17 protein-coding genes are annotated in these 16,700 nt (G+C 30.2%); 8 read left to right on the top strand and 9 right to left on the bottom strand.

Annotated features, from left to right (window positions below):
- Nucleotides 1-4: 4 nt before the first annotated feature.
- From FHG05_RS15835 to FHG05_RS15825, 3 genes are read left to right on the top strand one after another with little or no spacing between them, the layout of a single operon-like run.
- A complete protein-coding gene (locus tag FHG05_RS15835) occupies nucleotides 5-2,479 on the top strand; it encodes a YfhO family protein (RefSeq protein ID WP_140999087.1) in 2,475 nt (824 codons plus the stop codon).
- A complete protein-coding gene (locus tag FHG05_RS15830) occupies nucleotides 2,460-3,776 on the top strand; it encodes a glycosyltransferase family 4 protein (RefSeq protein WP_157504286.1) in 1,317 nt (438 codons plus the stop codon). Before FHG05_RS15835 ends, FHG05_RS15830 begins: the two co-directional genes overlap by 20 nt.
- A gap of 8 nt (nucleotides 3,777-3,784) precedes the next feature.
- Complete coding sequence (locus FHG05_RS15825) at nucleotides 3,785-5,251, top strand: lipopolysaccharide biosynthesis protein (RefSeq protein ID WP_140999086.1); 1,467 nt, start codon at nucleotides 3,785-3,787, stop codon at nucleotides 5,249-5,251.
- Between the two features lie 78 nt (nucleotides 5,252-5,329).
- Here the strand turns inward: FHG05_RS15825 and FHG05_RS15820 are convergent, their stop codons facing one another.
- The 3 genes from FHG05_RS15820 to FHG05_RS15810 all read right to left on the bottom strand — a co-directional run bounded on the left by FHG05_RS15820 (nucleotide 5,330) and on the right by FHG05_RS15810 (nucleotide 6,857).
- Nucleotides 5,330-6,022, bottom strand: a complete 693-nt coding sequence (locus tag FHG05_RS15820) for a hypothetical protein (RefSeq protein WP_140999085.1) — start codon at nucleotides 6,020-6,022, stop codon at nucleotides 5,330-5,332.
- Between the two features lie 195 nt (nucleotides 6,023-6,217).
- Nucleotides 6,218-6,544 (bottom strand): CCC motif membrane protein, encoded by a 327-nt coding sequence (locus FHG05_RS15815; RefSeq protein WP_140999084.1) that lies wholly within the window; start codon nucleotides 6,542-6,544, stop codon nucleotides 6,218-6,220.
- A gap of 37 nt (nucleotides 6,545-6,581) precedes the next feature.
- A complete protein-coding gene (locus FHG05_RS15810; protein ID WP_157504284.1) occupies nucleotides 6,582-6,857 on the bottom strand; it encodes a DUF2752 domain-containing protein in 276 nt (91 codons plus the stop codon).
- Nucleotides 6,858-6,950: 93 nt separating this feature from the next.
- Between FHG05_RS15810 and FHG05_RS15805 the strand changes: the two genes are divergently transcribed.
- Together FHG05_RS15805 and FHG05_RS15800 are read left to right on the top strand one after the other, a co-directional pair.
- Nucleotides 6,951-7,139, top strand: a complete 189-nt coding sequence (locus tag FHG05_RS15805) for a hypothetical protein (RefSeq protein WP_140999082.1) — start codon at nucleotides 6,951-6,953, stop codon at nucleotides 7,137-7,139.
- Nucleotides 7,129-7,686 (top strand): Smr/MutS family protein, encoded by a 558-nt coding sequence (locus FHG05_RS15800; RefSeq protein WP_140999081.1) that lies wholly within the window; start codon nucleotides 7,129-7,131, stop codon nucleotides 7,684-7,686. The genes FHG05_RS15805 and FHG05_RS15800 overlap by 11 nt, the downstream gene beginning before the upstream one ends.
- On the opposite strand, the gene FHG05_RS15795 is transcribed toward FHG05_RS15800, so the two are convergent.
- A complete protein-coding gene (locus FHG05_RS15795) occupies nucleotides 7,683-8,198 on the bottom strand; it encodes a hypothetical protein (protein ID WP_140999080.1) in 516 nt (171 codons plus the stop codon). The genes FHG05_RS15800 and FHG05_RS15795 overlap by 4 nt on opposite strands.
- Nucleotides 8,199-8,591: 393 nt before the next feature.
- Between FHG05_RS15795 and FHG05_RS15790 the strand changes: the two genes are divergently transcribed.
- Complete coding sequence (locus FHG05_RS15790; protein WP_140999079.1) at nucleotides 8,592-10,031, top strand: MFS transporter; 1,440 nt, start codon at nucleotides 8,592-8,594, stop codon at nucleotides 10,029-10,031.
- 61 nt (nucleotides 10,032-10,092) lie between these two features.
- On the opposite strand, the gene FHG05_RS15785 is transcribed toward FHG05_RS15790, so the two are convergent.
- The 4 genes from FHG05_RS15785 to truA form a co-directional block, all read right to left on the bottom strand.
- Nucleotides 10,093-10,758, bottom strand: a complete 666-nt coding sequence (locus FHG05_RS15785) for a hypothetical protein (protein WP_140999078.1) — start codon at nucleotides 10,756-10,758, stop codon at nucleotides 10,093-10,095.
- 62 nt (nucleotides 10,759-10,820) lie between these two features.
- Nucleotides 10,821-12,209, bottom strand: a complete 1,389-nt coding sequence (gene lpdA, locus FHG05_RS15780) for a dihydrolipoyl dehydrogenase (protein ID WP_140999077.1) — start codon at nucleotides 12,207-12,209, stop codon at nucleotides 10,821-10,823.
- Nucleotides 12,210-12,334: 125 nt separating this feature from the next.
- Nucleotides 12,335-14,083 (bottom strand): ABC transporter ATP-binding protein, encoded by a 1,749-nt coding sequence (locus tag FHG05_RS15775; RefSeq protein ID WP_140999076.1) that lies wholly within the window; start codon nucleotides 14,081-14,083, stop codon nucleotides 12,335-12,337.
- Nucleotides 14,084-14,108: 25 nt separating this feature from the next.
- Nucleotides 14,109-14,861, bottom strand: coding sequence for a tRNA pseudouridine(38-40) synthase TruA (truA, locus tag FHG05_RS15770; RefSeq protein WP_140999075.1), 753 nt, complete (start codon nucleotides 14,859-14,861; stop codon nucleotides 14,109-14,111).
- A 131-nt stretch (nucleotides 14,862-14,992) separates the two neighbouring features.
- Here truA and FHG05_RS15765 point away from each other — a divergent pair, with 131 nt between their 5' ends.
- Together FHG05_RS15765 and FHG05_RS15760 are read left to right on the top strand one after the other, a co-directional pair.
- On the top strand, nucleotides 14,993-15,487 hold the full coding sequence (locus FHG05_RS15765) for a metallophosphoesterase family protein (protein WP_140999074.1): 495 nt from the start codon (nucleotides 14,993-14,995) through the stop codon (nucleotides 15,485-15,487).
- A gap of 121 nt (nucleotides 15,488-15,608) precedes the next feature.
- Complete coding sequence (locus tag FHG05_RS15760) at nucleotides 15,609-16,073, top strand: PepSY-like domain-containing protein (RefSeq protein ID WP_140999073.1); 465 nt, start codon at nucleotides 15,609-15,611, stop codon at nucleotides 16,071-16,073.
- An 80-nt stretch (nucleotides 16,074-16,153) separates the two neighbouring features.
- On the opposite strand, the gene FHG05_RS15755 is transcribed toward FHG05_RS15760, so the two are convergent.
- Entirely contained in the window at nucleotides 16,154-16,567 is a 414-nt protein-coding gene (locus tag FHG05_RS15755; protein WP_140999072.1) for a DUF4293 domain-containing protein, read from the bottom strand.
- Nucleotides 16,568-16,700: the final 133 nt, after the last annotated feature.

Below are 16,700 nucleotides of genomic sequence, written 5' to 3'. Positions count from 1 at the left end.
ACCAATGAAAAAACTACAACCTTTCATTCCTCATTTTTTAGCCTTAGTTGGTTTTATTTTAGTAGCTGTAATCTATTTTTATCCTGTTTTAGAAGGTAAAAAAATATACCAGTCTGATATTGTTCAATATACAGGTATGGCCAAAGAGCAAAATGATTTTAGAAAGGAAAACAATGAAGAACCGTATTGGACGAATAGTGCTTTTGGCGGTATGCCTACCTATCAGTTAGGGGCCAATTATCCTCATAATTATATTAAAAAACTAGATTCAGTTTTACGATTTTTACCTCGTCCAGCTGATTATTTATTCTTGTATTTTATTGGGTTTTATATATTGCTATCCGTTTTAAAAATTGATCCTTTAAAAGCTTTTTTTGGTGCTTTAGCTTTTGGTTTTTCAACCTATTTGATTATAATCCTTGGTGTAGGACATAATGCAAAAGCACATGCGATTGCGTATATGCCACTAGTTTTAGCTGGTGTACTATTGGTATACCAAAAAAAATATATTGTTGGTGGTTTATTAACACTATTTGCTGCAGCTTTGGAGATTCAAGCGAATCACTTTCAGATGACCTATTATTTATTGTTACTTCTTTTAGTGGTAAGTATTTTTTATGTGTACCATTTTATAAAAGACAAAGCTTTTAAAGAATTAGGAAAAGTATTTGGCGTTTTTGTTATCGCTGGATTATTGGCTGTGGGTGCAAATGCTAGTAATCTTTTAGCAACATCTGAATTTACTGACTATAGCATAAGAGGTAAAAGTGAGTTATCTTTTAATGATGATGGTTCTATAAATGAGACTAATTCATCTATGAAATACGACTATATAACTGAATATAGCTATGGAATTGGAGAAAGTTTAAATTTAGTTGCACCGAGATTATTTGGTGGTGGAAATAGTGAAACTTTAGATGAAAAATCTTCTCTATATCGATTTTTAATAAATTATGGTGCTTCAAATGAAGAAGCAATTCAAACAGTTAAATATTATGGCAAAACATATTGGGGTGAACAACCAATAGTTGCAGCTCCTGCTTATATTGGAGCTATTATTTTCTTTTTAGCTGTTTTAGCATTATTTAATGACAAACGAAAGATAAAATATGTTTTTTTAACAGGAGCTATACTCTCTTTGTTGCTATCTTGGGGTAAAAATTTTGATTTTTTAACTCGTTTTTTTGTGGATTATGTGCCGTTGTATGATAAGTTTAGAGCAGTTTCATCTATTCAGGTTATTTTGGAATTATGTTTACCTGTTTTAGCCTTAATGGGGTTGCAATCATTTTTTACAACAGAAAATAAAGAACAATTACAAAATTTATTAAAATCTGTTGGTGTAAGTTTAGGATTGTTAATTATATTGTTGCTATTTAAAGGAATTTTATTCGATTTTTCAGGATCAATTGATGGACAATTATTACAAATGTTTTCTGAAGGACAAGACCCATCTTTCGGTAACGGGTTTATTGATGCTTTAAGAGAAGATAGAAAATCAATGTATGTAAATGATATTTTGCGTTCTGGAGGATTTATTTTAGCCGCGACAATTGCTTTATGGATGTTTATAAAAGATAAAATATCAATAATTACAACTGTTATAATTGTTGGTGGGTTAATGGTTTTAGATTTGTTTGTAATTGATAAAAATTATGTTAATAGTAAAGATTTTGTAAGTGCAAGAGAGGTTGATTATCCATTTGAAGCTAATGAAATTGATAATCAAATTCTAAAAGATACATCCGTTTATAGAGTTTATGATATTCAAGGACGCTTGCAAGCCAAAACTTCTTATTTTCATAAATCTGTTGGCGGTTATAGTGCAGTTCGTCCAAGAAGAATGGATGAATTGTTTACTTATAAAGTCGAAAAAGATTTAAACAGAATTGGAGGGTCTATAGATAGTACATTGTATATTACTAAAAACAATCCGATATTGGATATGTTAAATATAAAATATCTTGTTGTACCAACAGGTAGAGGAGAAATAGCTGTTACTAATCCTTTTGTGAATGGAAATGCTTGGTTTGTCAATAAGATTAATTATGTAAATAATGCGGATGAAGAAATTAATGCATTAGATAGTTTAGATACTAAGAATGTAGTAGTAATGAACTCTTTGGAAAATAGTTTCAAAGGAAATATTGAAAAAGATTCAACTGCTACAATTAAGTTGAACATTTATCAACCTAATTATTTAAAATATACTTCCAATAACTCAAAAAATGGTTTCGGAGTATTTTCTGAAATGTATTATAAAAACGGTTGGAAAGCAACTATTGATGGTAAAGAAACTGAAATATATAATGTAGATTATGTATTAAGAGGTTTGGCCATTCCTGCGGGTAAACACACCATTGAATTTAAGTTTGAACCACAAGTTGTACAAACGGGAAGTAGAATAGCTTTAACAAGTTCGATCCTTATCTTTTTATTGTTCTTAGGAGGCATTTATTTTGAAACAAAGAAAAAATAATATTACACCCATTAAAAAAATACTCATTGTTTCTTATTATTGGCCTCCAGCAGGTGGACCAGGAGTGCAACGTTGGTTAAAATTTGTCAAGTATTTGCCAGATTTTGGAATTGAACCTCACGTTTATATTCCAGAAAACCCAACCTATCCTTTGCTGGATGATAAACTATTAAGTGAAGTTTCAGAAGAGACGATTATCATAAAAAAAAGTATTTTTGAACCTTATGGATTGGCTTCTGTTTTTTCTAAAAAGAAAGCAAAAAAAATTAGTTCTGGAATCATTTCCAATCAGAAAAAGCAGTCAATGCTAGAAAAAATCATGCTTTGGGTTAGAGGTAATTTATTTATTCCTGATGCACGAGTTTTTTGGGTAAAACCATCCGTTCGCTATTTGAAAGAGTATCTGTCAAAACATCAAATCGATACGGTTATTACTACTGGACCACCGCATAGTTTGCATCTTATTGGTTTACAATTAAAGAAAGAAATAAATATCAATTGGATTACCGATTTTCGTGATCCTTGGACCACTATTGGTTACCACAAACAATTAAAGTTAAGTTCTTGGGCTGCTAAAAAGCACAAATCTTTGGAAAAGGAGGTTTTAAATGTTTGCGATGCTATTATTGTAACTTCAGAAACCACAAAAAAAGAATTTGAACAACTAACCAATAGCCCTATTGAAGTGATTACCAATGGTTATGATGTGGAACAAATAAATAAAAAGCCTTTAGATGCAAAATTTACTTTGGCACACATAGGTTCTTTTCTTTCTGAACGAAATCCTCACATATTATGGCAAGTACTATCAGAATTAACACAAGAAAATGAAAGTTTTGCCACACATTTCGAACTAAAATTAATAGGTGCTGTTAGTAATGAAGTTTTAGAAAGTATTGAGAAATATCAGTTGGCTTCATTTGTAAATAATTTAGGTTACGTTTCTCATGAGGAAGCTTTGCAAGAACAACGTTGTTCCCAAGTTTTATTACTGATTGAAATTGATTCTGAAGAAACCAAATGCATTATACCAGGAAAACTATTTGAATATATGGTATCGGAACGTCCTATTGTAGCTATAGGTCCAACAGAAACCGATGTTGAGAAAATTATTAAGGCAACCAATACAGGCACATTTTTTAATTACCAAGATAAAGAAGCTTTAAAAAATCAAATTCTAACTTATTTTAGGATGTATGTAGCGCATAATTTAAAATCTCATCCAGTTGGTTTGCAAAAGTATAGTAGAAAAAGTTTGACTGAAAGACTTTCCAAGCTTCTAATTTCTAATTTCTAAAGTAAAAAATGGGAATAGTTATCAATCAATCCATTAAGAATACGGTAATTACCTATATAGGTTTTGCAATAGGAGCAATCAATACCTTATATATGTATGTTCAGTTTTTAGGTGACACATACTATGGATTGGTAGGTTATATTTTATCATCCGCAAATATTTTAATGCCTTTAATGGCTTTTGGAGTGCACAATACATTAGTCAAATATTTTAATGAGTATAAAACAGAAGAAGAAAAGTCGAAATTTTTAACCTTTGTCTTATTTCTACCTTTATTATTAGTTATTCCATTTTCCTTAATAGCTTATTTTGGTTACCATCAAATAGCTTTAATTTTATCCAAAGAGAATGCAATTGTTTACGATTATGTTTGGCAGATTCCAGTGATAGGTTTGTCTATGGGATATTTTGAAATTTTTTATGCTTGGGTAAAAGTTCATTTGCAATCGGTTTTAGGGAACTTTATCAAAGAAGTTGTATTGCGAATTTTAGTGAGTATGACTTTGTTTGCGGTGTATCTCAATTGGATTACACCAGAAGCCTTTGTATATGCCTTAATGGGAATTTATTTATTTGCTATGTTATTCATGAAATGGTTCGCATTTAAAGTGCGTTTTCCATTGTTTTCTTTAAGTATTCCAACAAATGCAAAAGCCATAGTGGTTTATAGTTTGTTCATTATTTTAACTGGAGGAATTGCCAATTTATTTTTGGAAATCGATAAATTCATGTTGAATAATTATGTAAAGATTGAAAATATTGCCTATTATTCAGTTGCCATATTTATAGCCACAGTAATTGCCGTTCCAAGTAGAGCGATGCATCAAATAACTTACCCAATTACCGCTAAATTAATGAGTGAAAATAAGTATGATGCACTTAATGATTTATACAAAAAAACATCTATTACGCTACAAATCATAGGTGGTTTAATTTTTATTGGAATTTTATGCAATATTAATCAGTTGTATGTGTTGTTGCCTCAGGAATATTCAGATGGAATTTTTGTGGTTTTTACCATTGGTTTATCTAAATATTTTGACCTCACTTTAGGAAATAATAATGCCATTATTTTCAATTCACAATATTACAAAACGGTTCTTTTTCTTGGGGTTTTATTACTACTGGTGACCATTGGATTGAATATGATTTTTATTCCTTTGTATGGATTAAAAGGAACCGCATTTGCAACGTTATTGTCTATTACATTGTACAGCTTATCTAAATTATTTTTTGTGGTACTTAAGATGAAGTTATTTCCTTTTTCAATAAATACACTAAAATCATTTGGAATTTTAATAGCAACTTTTGCGGTGTTTTATTTTTGGGATTTTGGTTTTCATCCAATTCTCAATATCTTTTTAAAATCAGTTTTGATTACCTTGTTCTATCTTGGCTTTTCGTATTACTTTTCACTATCATCTGATATCAATAGTGTTTTAGGAAAACTATTTCAAAAAATAGTTAAAAAATAAAAATCCTGCTTCACATTACTGTTCGGCAGGACTTTTTAACAAACAAACTAAACCAATCAAAACTATATTACGAAATTTTTATTTCTTTTTATCTACTGCTTTTATATCATCTGCAGCCATTTTTGCTTTTGTACCATCTTGGCGGTAGTAGTAGTAATCTTCTTCATCATCATCGTTACTGTAACCTGAACCAGATTGGTACTCATAATGGTTGTCAGCTTGATAGTGATTGTTGTTAGTAGTATAGGTATAATGTCCGCTATAACTGTTAACTACACCAATGATATTTACTATTCTACCTCTTCTATCATAAATGATTCGTAAACCACCTACTTGAGTCAATGCAAAACTGTTATAATTCATGTATACAGAACCAACTCTTTTTACTCTTCCTTTGGCATCATAGTTAATGAAAACGTTACCAACTCTTCTAACTCTTCCCATATAATCGTGTTCAATTTTTGTGCCAGAAGTACCATAGTAGGTATTTGAATAACCTCTTGTACTTGGTGCACCATATGTTCTATTTACACTATTGGATCTTCTATTTGGTGCTGTGGTTTGAACCGTATTAAAATCAAATTCACCATTTGGGAAAATATAAAATTCGATTCCTCTTTCCATGAATACTATCGGATCTGCAAATCGATAATCTACAGGTGGATAGGCTCTATCAATTGCATCATCAAAAACCTTTTTATCCGATGCTTTTGCAGTATGTAAACCTAAAGTTAAAACTGCGATAACTAATACTTGAGTAATTTTTTTCATAACACATCAATTTAAGGTTAAACTTTCAACTTAGTTTTTATTTTAAAAACGTGTTGCTTGATTAAGTATAACCAATTTGCGTGCCAAAAAATAAAAGACTATGAAAAGTTTTTTTAATTGATTGACTGTTAGTACAATAAGTATAATAAAAAAATCCAGCTGAAAGCTGGATTTTGAAAGTATATAAAGAAAAAATTACATTCCACGTGATTTTTCTAATGCTTCATTATAAATATTAATAATTTCCTGAAATTGACCAGTAGCAATTATATAAATTAAACGGATAATAAATATTGCACTTAAAACTAATGCAATTATATTAACTATTTTCCAAGTTTTAAGAGAACCTAAATCATATTCAGCTGGGTTTTCGTTATAAATTTTTTCAGATTTATTGGCTAATGACAAACCAATACCAGATAGAACTGCTCCAAGAATACCAGCTGTACAACAACACCCTATGTACGATAGAATTCCTAAAATCATTATCGTTTGTTCATTAGGTAATTTCTTTTTTTCCATAATTTAATTTATTTGTTAGTTTGATTTATAATAATAATTAATAAAAATGTTTGAAATAATAAGCTATAACCATTACACAAGCATTTATAATAGCAAAAGCGATGATTGTTTTGGTATAATTCCTTGATTTATCTACAAAGTGAAGAAAAAGGAATATGAAGAAAAGAAGTGTGGTATATATTGCAGGATACATTTTAAATGCTCCTATAAAATCTCCTTGAAAAAGTAAAACTAAAGCTCTTTGGGTACCACAACCAAGACATTCCACCCCAAAAAGAGTTTTGCTGAGACAAGGTAGCATGTATTCTTCCATAGTGATAAATCTTTTTTACAAGTTTACAAAAATTATATTGTAAAAAAAACAGCCTGTCTGTTTTAGTTTTTTATATTTGAAAAAAGATTTAGAATGAAAAGTTTTATTTATACAATCTTACTTTTTGGGTTAGGAATTTATGCGATTTATGAACAATCGAAGCCAGAGCCTAATAAATGGATAATGTTTATTGCATTTGCACTTTTCTTTATAGGATTGTTTCGAATTATGAAAAAAATTCCTAGTAAAAATGATACTGAAAATAACGAAGATGAATCATAATTTTGAAATAGGAGATAAAGTATCTGTACTAGATGATGCTATTGATGGTGTTGTTACCAAAGTGAATGCTACGGAAATTACTGTAATTACAAATGATGATTTTGTAATGCAATTTAAACCAGATGAATTGGTTAAAATAAACAAAGAATCTTTGAAAGGCTTATTTTCTTCAAAAAGTGTAAGTCAAGTATTATCAGAAAAAAAAGAACCTCAAAAACGCTCTTTTGTAAAAGAAAAAAAATCTCGAAAAGAAGATTTCGTTTTGGAAGTAGATTTACATATTGAAAAGTTAGTTCCTTCTACTAAGGGGCTTTCTAATTACGAAATATTAAATATTCAAATGGATACTGCCAAAGGCCAACTGGATTTTGCTATTCGAAACCGAATGCAAAAATTAGTATTTATCCATGGAGTAGGAGAAGGGGTCTTAAAGTCGGAACTCGAGTTTATGTTAAACCGTTACGAACAAGTAAGTTTTCAAGAAGCTAGTTTCCAAAAGTATGGTTTTGGTGCTACTGAAGTGTATATTAAACAGAATGTACGTTAATTTACATTAATTTCGTGATTTCCAAAAATATAGCTTTCAAAACTAAAAGAATTATCCACGCTAGCAAAATTTACATTTTGAAAAGTGATATTGTGAGAATACTTTACTAATACATCATTGGTATCAAACACTTCGTTGGTTTCTACCAAAATTTTACCACCAGTTGCAATCCATTCTTTGGTAACTGTAGGTGAGGAAACAGGTACTAATGAGCATACAGTTGCACTTGTTAGATTTCCAGAATATTTTCTATATAAAATTTCATTAGTTCCACCAATGCTGGCTTCTCTAGGCGTACCATTTGTAGGAGAAGAAGCAAAAAGTGTCGTGTAAACTTCTACGGGTACATTTAGAAGTAACAATTCATCATTTTTAGTTTTAAACAATAAATAGTTATCAGTACATTTTTGAATGGTTTGATTTTCAAAATTAAAAGATTCTAAAGTTAATTCTCCATCATCACAGGAAGAAAACAAAAAGAAGCTAAAAACAAGAAGCAATATTTTTTTCATAAGAGATAGCTTAATAAACGCTGCATATATTTCAAACAAAAGTAAGTTTAATATTTTATTTTGGACCACTTATTTAACTAATTTTTAAATTCTTTGTTATTTATAATTATTTTCGAGTTTTGCAGTTATGATTTCAAAATTATGCTTTATTAATTTTAAATATTCAAAGTTATTAACAATCGAAATCGTTGTAATTTTTTAATAAATTGATAAAAATGAGTTTAAGAAATCGTTTTCGTTAATAACTAATTATAGGAAATGAATGAACGAAAATCATATAAATGTATATTTATGAAAAATTTCACTACAATTTTATCATTTTAACAATTATTTGAAAAGATGAAGCGTTTATGATTAAAATGTAGTATTGATCAATCTAACCAACATTTAATTATGAGTACAAACCAAACAAAAACAAATTGGGCACAATTCATTCCTTTAGCTTCCGTCTTCTTTTTCTGGGGATTTGTAGCAGCAAGTAATGATATTTTAATTCCTGTATTTAAAAAAGCTTTTGATTTAACCCAAGTTCAAAGTCAATTAGTATCTTTTGCATTTTACATTGCTTATACAGTTGGATCATTAATTTATTTATTGATCTCTTACCTTACTAAAGGAGATTTAATTAATAGACTAGGGTATAAAAATTCATTGGCATTAGGTTTGTTTATTTCAGCTTTAGGAACTTTGTTGTTTTATCCAGCAGCAAATTTAGGCTCATTTCCTTTAATGCTTTCAGGATTATTTATTGTAGCATTAGGTTTTTCATTACAACAAACGGTGGCTAACCCATTAGCGATTGCATTGGGACCCATATCTACAGGTTCTCAACGTTTAACTTTGGCTGGTGGGATTAATAATTTTGGTACAACTATAGGACCATTAATTGTAAGTTTTGCCATTTTTGGATCAGCAATTAATGGTAGTGAAACGGATATGAGCATTGAAAGTGTTAAAATCCCTTATTTAGTTTTAGGAGCTGCTTTTTTATTAGTTGCTATATTTTTAAAGTTTTCTTCCTTACCAGATAAGCCAGAAATTGTTGTTGAAACGGATGATTCAATTTCAAAAGATCGTAGCAGTGCTTTAAAGTATCCTCAATTAGTTTTAGGAATGATTGGTATTTTTGTGTATGTTGGGGTAGAAGTTTCAACAGCAAGTAATTTACCCGCATATATGGAAAAAGATTTAGGTTTCTTAACTAACGAAATCGCTCCTTACATTTCTCTTTATTGGGCAAGTTTAATGATTGGTAGATGGACCGGTGCGGTAGAAGCATTTACCGATAAAATGGATTTGCAAAAAATATTAAGATTTATTGCACCCTATTTAGCTTTTGGTGTCTTTTTATTAGTAAATGCCATTGCAAAACATGATTTGACTCCTTTTTATATTTATGCACTAATCATCTTAGTTTTAATACTTGCAGATATGGCTAGTAAAGGAAATCCAGCGCGTATGTTATTGATTTTTTCGGGACTTGGAATTCTAGCTTTACTGATAGGAATGTCTACTACAGGAATGGTAAGTGTATATGCATTTACTAGTGTAGGCTTATTTTGTAGTACGTTATGGCCATGTATCTTTACATTAGCTGTGAGTGGATTAGGTAAAAATACCAGTCAAGGAAGTAGTTTCTTAATTATGATGATTATGGGTGGTGGATTTATTAGTTTATTGCAAGGATATGTTGCAGATGTTACTACGATACATTCTAGTTATATTGTAGGGGTACTTTGTTTTGCCTATTTAGCTTTCTATGCATGGAAAGTAAAAGGTATTTTAAGCGAGCAAGGAATTAATTTTGATAAAAAAATTAGTGGAGGACATTAATTAGCTAAACATGAATAATAAAAAAAGAGCTTACATTGTAAGCTCTTTTTTTATTCACTTTTTAAAATGTAACGGATCCTACTTTTTCATCTTTATAATATAAATCATATTCTGAAGTAAGAAATAATTCTGGAATTCTAAATTCTAAGCCACCATAAGCACGTTTCTGAGTTAAAGAACCTAAATAAGTTATTGTTTTTTTAGGATTCTTTTTGCTGCCATAATCCATAGTGAATTCTAAGTCTGTAAAGCTTTCAATTTTATATTGTGAGAAATAATCTATTTCTGATGGGTCTAAATCTGGTATATCAAGGCGAGTAATTATTTCAGAACCATTTTTGGTATATAGTTTCTCTTTTCTGAATTTAGTAAAATAACCTTTTGAGAGATGAAATGTAACTGCAGAAGGATTAGTATTCATTGAGGGAGCTGCACTGTTTTGTGTAAAATCATCTGCTCGATATCGTAACTTGTTTTTAGTATCTACTAAAGAGAATGCACTCATTGGTAAAGGACTTTTAAAAGTATTTTTTATTTTTATTATAATTCCTACTTTTTTAAGCGTCACTCCATCAACTTTTAGATTTTTGTTATTGCCTAGGATATTTTTTGTAACACTATAGGTGTTCCGTATTTCAATTTTTAGAGAATCATTTTGAAGGGAAATTTCCTGACTAAATAGGGGTAATGAAATACTAAATAATAAAAAAAGTATAGTTTGTTTCATTTTTTATAATTAAAAAATCCGTTTATAAGTAAACGGATTTTGGTATTTAAATAAATTTTATTTTACAAATGAATTACTTCACCATAAGCGTCAGCTACAGCTTCCATAACCGCTTCACTCATGGTTGGGTGAGGGTGAACCGCTTTTAAGATTTCATGCCCTGTCGTTTCTAATTTTCTTGCAACTACTGCTTCTGCTATCATATCGGTAACTCCAGCTCCAATCATATGACAACCTAACCATTCCCCATATTTAGCATCAAAGATAACTTTCACAAAACCATCTGGTGTTCCAGCCGCTTTTGCTTTTCCAGATGCAGAAAATGGGAATTTACCAACTTTAATTTCGTATCCTTTTTCTTTAGCAGCTTTTTCGGTTAAACCAACAGATGCAATTTCTGGAGTAGCATACGTACATCCTGGAATATTTCCATAATCTAACGCTTCCACATGCATACCCGCAATTTTCTCAACACATAAAATCCCTTCAGCTGAAGCTACGTGTGCTAATGCTTGTCCTGGAGTAACATCTCCAATAGCATAATAACCTGGTACATTTGTTTGGTAGAAATCATTTACTAAAATTTTATCTCTATCAGTTGCAATACCAACTTCTTCTAGACCAATGTTTTCAATATTGGTTTTAATACCAACAGCTGAAAGTAAAATATCCGCTTCTAAAACTTCTTCTCCTTTTGCAGTTTTTACAAATGCTTTAACACCATTTCCAGCAGTATCAATTCTTTCAACTGACGAATTTGTCATGATTTTGATACCCGCTTTTTTCATGGAACGCTCAAATTGTTTTGAGATATCTTCATCTTCAACAGGAACTACATTTGGCATGAACTCTACGATAGTTACATCAGTTCCCATTGCATTGTAAAAATGTGCAAATTCCACGCCTATAGCTCCAGAACCTACAACAATCATTTTTTGTGGTTGTTCTGGTAAGGTCATGGCTTGTCTGTAACCAATTACTTTTTTACCATCTTGTGGTAAGTTTGGTAATTCTCTTGAACGCGCTCCAGTAGCAATAATGATATGATCAGCGGTATATTCAGTTATTTTATTGTCTTTATCTGTAACTTCTACTTTTTTTCCAGGTTTTACTTTACCAAAACCATCAATAACATCAATTTTATTTTTTTTCATTAAGAATTGAACTCCTTTGCTCATTCCTTCTGCTACATCTCTTGAACGCTTTACAACGGCATTGAAATCTTTATCAAATTCTTTTACGGTTAATCCGTAATCAGATGCATGTTTAAGGTAATCAAAAACTTGTGCCGATTTTAATAAGGCTTTTGTTGGTATACAACCCCAATTTAAACAAATTCCACCTAAGTTTTCTTTTTCTACAATGGCTACTTTAAAACCTAATTGTGAAGCTCTAATTGCGGTTACATATCCACCAGGGCCACTTCCTAAAACAATGATGTCGTATTTCATTTTTGTGCTTTTATTTATTATTGTTAAAATACAGTCGCAAATGCTCGTGTCATTTTTTGATTTTTATAGTAAAAAAGTAATTCTAATAATTATCGTTTGCGAATTTAAGGAATTATTTTAAAAGATTATACCTGAATTGAAAATTGAGATTCGTATAAATTTTTATAATATCCTTTTTCTAAAGCAAGTAGTTCGGCATGTGTGCCCGATTCAACTATTTCACCTTTATCCATTACAATAATTCGATCGGCTTTCATGATAGTTGCTAATCGATGCGCAATGATAATAGAGGTTCTTCCTTTTGTTATTTTTTCAGTTGCATTTTGTATTAATTCTTCTGAATAGCTATCAATTGAAGAAGTAGCTTCATCTAAAATTAAGATACTTGGATTACTCACATACGCTCTTAAAAAAGCAATTAATTGTCGTTGTCCTGAAGATAACATTACACCGCGTTCTTTTACATTGTAATCGTATCCGTTAGGTAAACTCATGATAAAATCATGTACACCAATTTTTTGTGCTGCCACGATAACATCCTCTCGTTGAATAGAATCATTATACAAGGTAATATTGTTGTAAATTGTATCCGCAAAAAGGAAGACATCCTGTAAAACTACTGCAATTTGTTTGCGTAAACTTTCAATAGTATAGTCATCAATATTAGTTTGGTCGATTAGAATTTTTCCAGAATCAATTTCATAAAATCGATTCAATAGATTAATAATGGTCGATTTTCCGGCTCCAGTACTTCCTACAATGGCTACAGTTGCTCCAGCTGGAATTTCTAAGTTAATACCTTTTAAAACTTCTTCACCTTTAAGATAACTAAATCGAACTTGTTGAAAGGAAATGATGCCCTCAAAACGGTTGGCAATAACTTCCCCTTTATCTTGAATTTGGCTATCCGTTTCTAGTATTTCAAATACGCGATCTGCTGCGACAATTCCCATTTGCATAACATTGAATTTATCTGCAATTTGGCGTAATGGGTTGAAAAGCATGTTAATTAGCATTGTATAGGTAAATAGATCACCAAAAGTAGTACTGGTATCTCCATCTAAAATTTGGGAACCACCATACCAAACAATAGCACCTAAAGCGAGAGAAGAGACAAAATCTGCGATAGGGAAGAAGATAGAGTTATATAAAATATTTTTTAACCAAGCTTTATTGTGTTTTTGGTTAATTTCTTTAAATTTTTCATATTCAATTTTTTCACGATTGAAAAGTTGTACAATTTTCATTCCAGTCAATCGTTCCTGTACAAATGTATTTAAATTAGAAATCTCATTTCGTACTTCATTAAAGGCAACTTTCATTTTCTTTTGGAAAACATTGGTTGCATATATTAATATTGGCATTGCCAAAAGAACAATAATAGTAAGTTCCCAATTCATGTAAATCATGATTCCTAAAATGACTATCATTTTTAAAATATCACTTACAATCATAAACAATCCTTGGCTAAAAATACTGGCAATGGATTCGATATCTGAAACGGTTCTTGTAACTAATTTACCAACAGGTTCATTGTCAAAGTATTTCATTTTAAAGGAAGTTATGTGTTGGAACAACTTGTCTCTAATATCTTTGATAATGTCTTGACCTAACCAATTGGCCCAATAGGTAAAGAAAAATTGAGAGAGTACCTCTAAAAGTAAAACTACTCCCATAATAATAACATATAGTAAAAGGCCTTCTTTATTGTGATTTTTTAAATAATCATCAACGGTTTGCTTCAGTAAGTAAGGACGTGCTGCAGCAAAAATAGATAATAAAATAGCCCAAACAATTACCCAATTGAACCTACTTTGATAAGGTTTTGCATATTGGATTACTTTTTTTAAAGATTTTGGCTTAATAGCACTCATTTATTTTTTAATTATATTATAAATATCAATTACTTGTATGGCTTTCCAAATAGGGATAGGCTATTTTTACTAGATACAATCCGTGAGCGGGAACTGAAAAACCGGCTTTACTTCTGTTTTTACTTAAAATAATAGTATTAAATTCTTCCAAGCTTATTTTACCTAATCCAATATTAATCATGGTACCAACTATTGCACGAACCATATTTCGTAAAAAACGATCCGCTGTAATGGTAAAAATAAATTCAGTATCCTTTTGAATCCAATAGGCTTCAGTAATTTTACAATTAAAAGTGTGAACATCTGTATTTACTTTTGAAAAACATTCAAAATCAGTATGTTGAAATAATAATTCACACGCTTTGTTCATGGCTTGTACATCTAATTTTTTAGAAAAATACCAACTTCCCTCTTGATTGAAAACATCTTTAAAAGTATGGATGTAATATTCATATGTTCTGCTTGTAGCGTCAAAACGAGCGTGAGCGTCTTCTTTGACTTGTATTAAATCAAAAATTACAATATCTTTCGGTAAATAGGAGTTTAATTTTTTGATCCAATGTTTGGCATCCAATTCATTTTGGCAATCGAAATGAGCAAACATTTCTTTTGCATGCACACCGCTATCAGTTCTACCTGCACCAACAATCTCAATTTTTTCTTTTAAAAGTAAACTAAGTGCTTTGTCTAGTGTTTCTTGTACAGAAACGGCATCGGGTTGAATTTGGAAACCAAAATAATTTTTTCCGTTATAAGCAAATTTGATAAAATATCTCAATTCTAGTTTATTTTTACAAAGTGGCAAAGTTACAAAATTCCCTTCCTAATTTAAGTTTTCTTAATCCCAAAGTTTGTTAACAACTTTTAAAATTATTAATCAGTAGCAACTATTTGTATTATTTTTGTGCTATGACAAAGATTTTATTACTTTCCGATACCCATAGCTATATTGACGATCAAATAATGAAATACGTAAGACAAGCTGATGAAGTTTGGCATGCGGGTGATATAGGTGATTTAGTGGTTACAGATACCATTAAAAAAGAAAAGCCATTACGAGCTGTTTTTGGAAATATTGATAATCAGGATGCAAGAAAAGAATTTCCGTTACACAATCGTTTTTTTTGTGAAAAAGTAGCTGTTTGGATTACTCATATAGGTGGTTATCCAGGAAAATATAATTTAGATATAAGAGAAGAGATAGCGAAAAATCCTCCAAAAATTTTTATTTGCGGTCATTCCCACATATTAAAAGTAATGCCAGATAAGAAATTAGGATTGTTACATATGAATCCTGGTGCAGTAGGTAAACATGGTTTTCATCAAGTACGAACCATGCTTCGTTTCGAAATTGAAGGAGAGTCAATTCAAAACTTAGAAGTGATTGAGTTGGGTAAAAAATAAATAGATAGAGTGCTGTAAAATAGATAATTAATATTAATTTTAGTGTTAAATTTTTTTTAACTGCACCTGTTTTTAGAGTTAAGAATCGTAACTTTATAGTGTAATTTAAAAAAAGATAATCATGAGAAAAATAGTTTTAATTTTTGTCTTGTGTATGTCTTTTATGACATTTGCACAAGAACAAATCAACGCGCCAAAAATTTTAGAATTAAAATTCGAACAAGAGTTTAAAGGAGCAACAGATGTGAGTTGGTCATTATTTTATAGAGGTAAGTTTAGAGATCAATTGCGATATGAAGTAGAGTTTTTAAAGGGAAATACGAAGTATTTAGTGAGTTATGATAAAGAAGGAAATATTAGAGCAATTGAAAAAAGTATTGCTATAAATTCATTAAACGAAACTATATTGGCTTATTTGAAGAGAAAATATCCTACTTTTAATATTAATGAGGCTTCTATTATAAAGAAAGATGACGGTGAGGAATTTTATAATATAGGTGTTTCAGATTCTAAAGAATTTTTTGTTTTAGTGTTTACTAAAGCGGGTGATTTTTTGTATCTAACATCGCTTGGTGAAAAGTATTAACATACAAGATATTAAAATAAAAAAAATCCGAATCATTACGATTCGGATTTTTAACGCACTAATAAACTAAGATGTTAGGTTTATCGCAATCGATCCACAGATTTTACGAGATCTTCGTCCTTTTTAATTGCTCTATTAGCTAGAACAAGAAAAACGATAGAAATGGCAGGAAGAATCATCCCAATACCCTTCTCAGAAACTTCCGTTTCTCCGGATAAGCTTAGTGTTCGATACACAAAAAATCCTAGTAAAATAAAGTTAAATATGATTGACAATCTGTTTAACACAAATTGTGTCTGTCTTTTTTTAAAACTAAAGATGCTAATTAAAGTTACTAAAGAAATTAGTCCAAATAGTATCATATATATGGTTGAGCTTGTAAAATAAACTGGAGTTGAATTTCCTACTTCTTTCCATAAGAAAAAAACAAAGGGAAGAGCTGCAGTTAATACACAGCTAATAAGCATATATAAAGTTTGAATTCTTTGTAACATTAAAATTAGTCTTAGCACCGCAAAAATAGATTTTCTTTTTTAAAAAAACTATTGTTTTATTCAATTTTATTCGTAATATTGCAGGGTACAATCGTAAGTACTTCATTCTACGATTTGTAAATCTCAAAAAAAA

The sequence above is a fragment of the Flavobacterium profundi genome (genome assembly GCF_006491645.1).
Lineage (GTDB): Bacteria > Bacteroidota > Bacteroidia > Flavobacteriales > Flavobacteriaceae > Flavobacterium > Flavobacterium profundi.
Note: the sequence above shows the minus strand (reverse complement) of the source record. Positions and strands in the feature narration are given on the sequence as shown.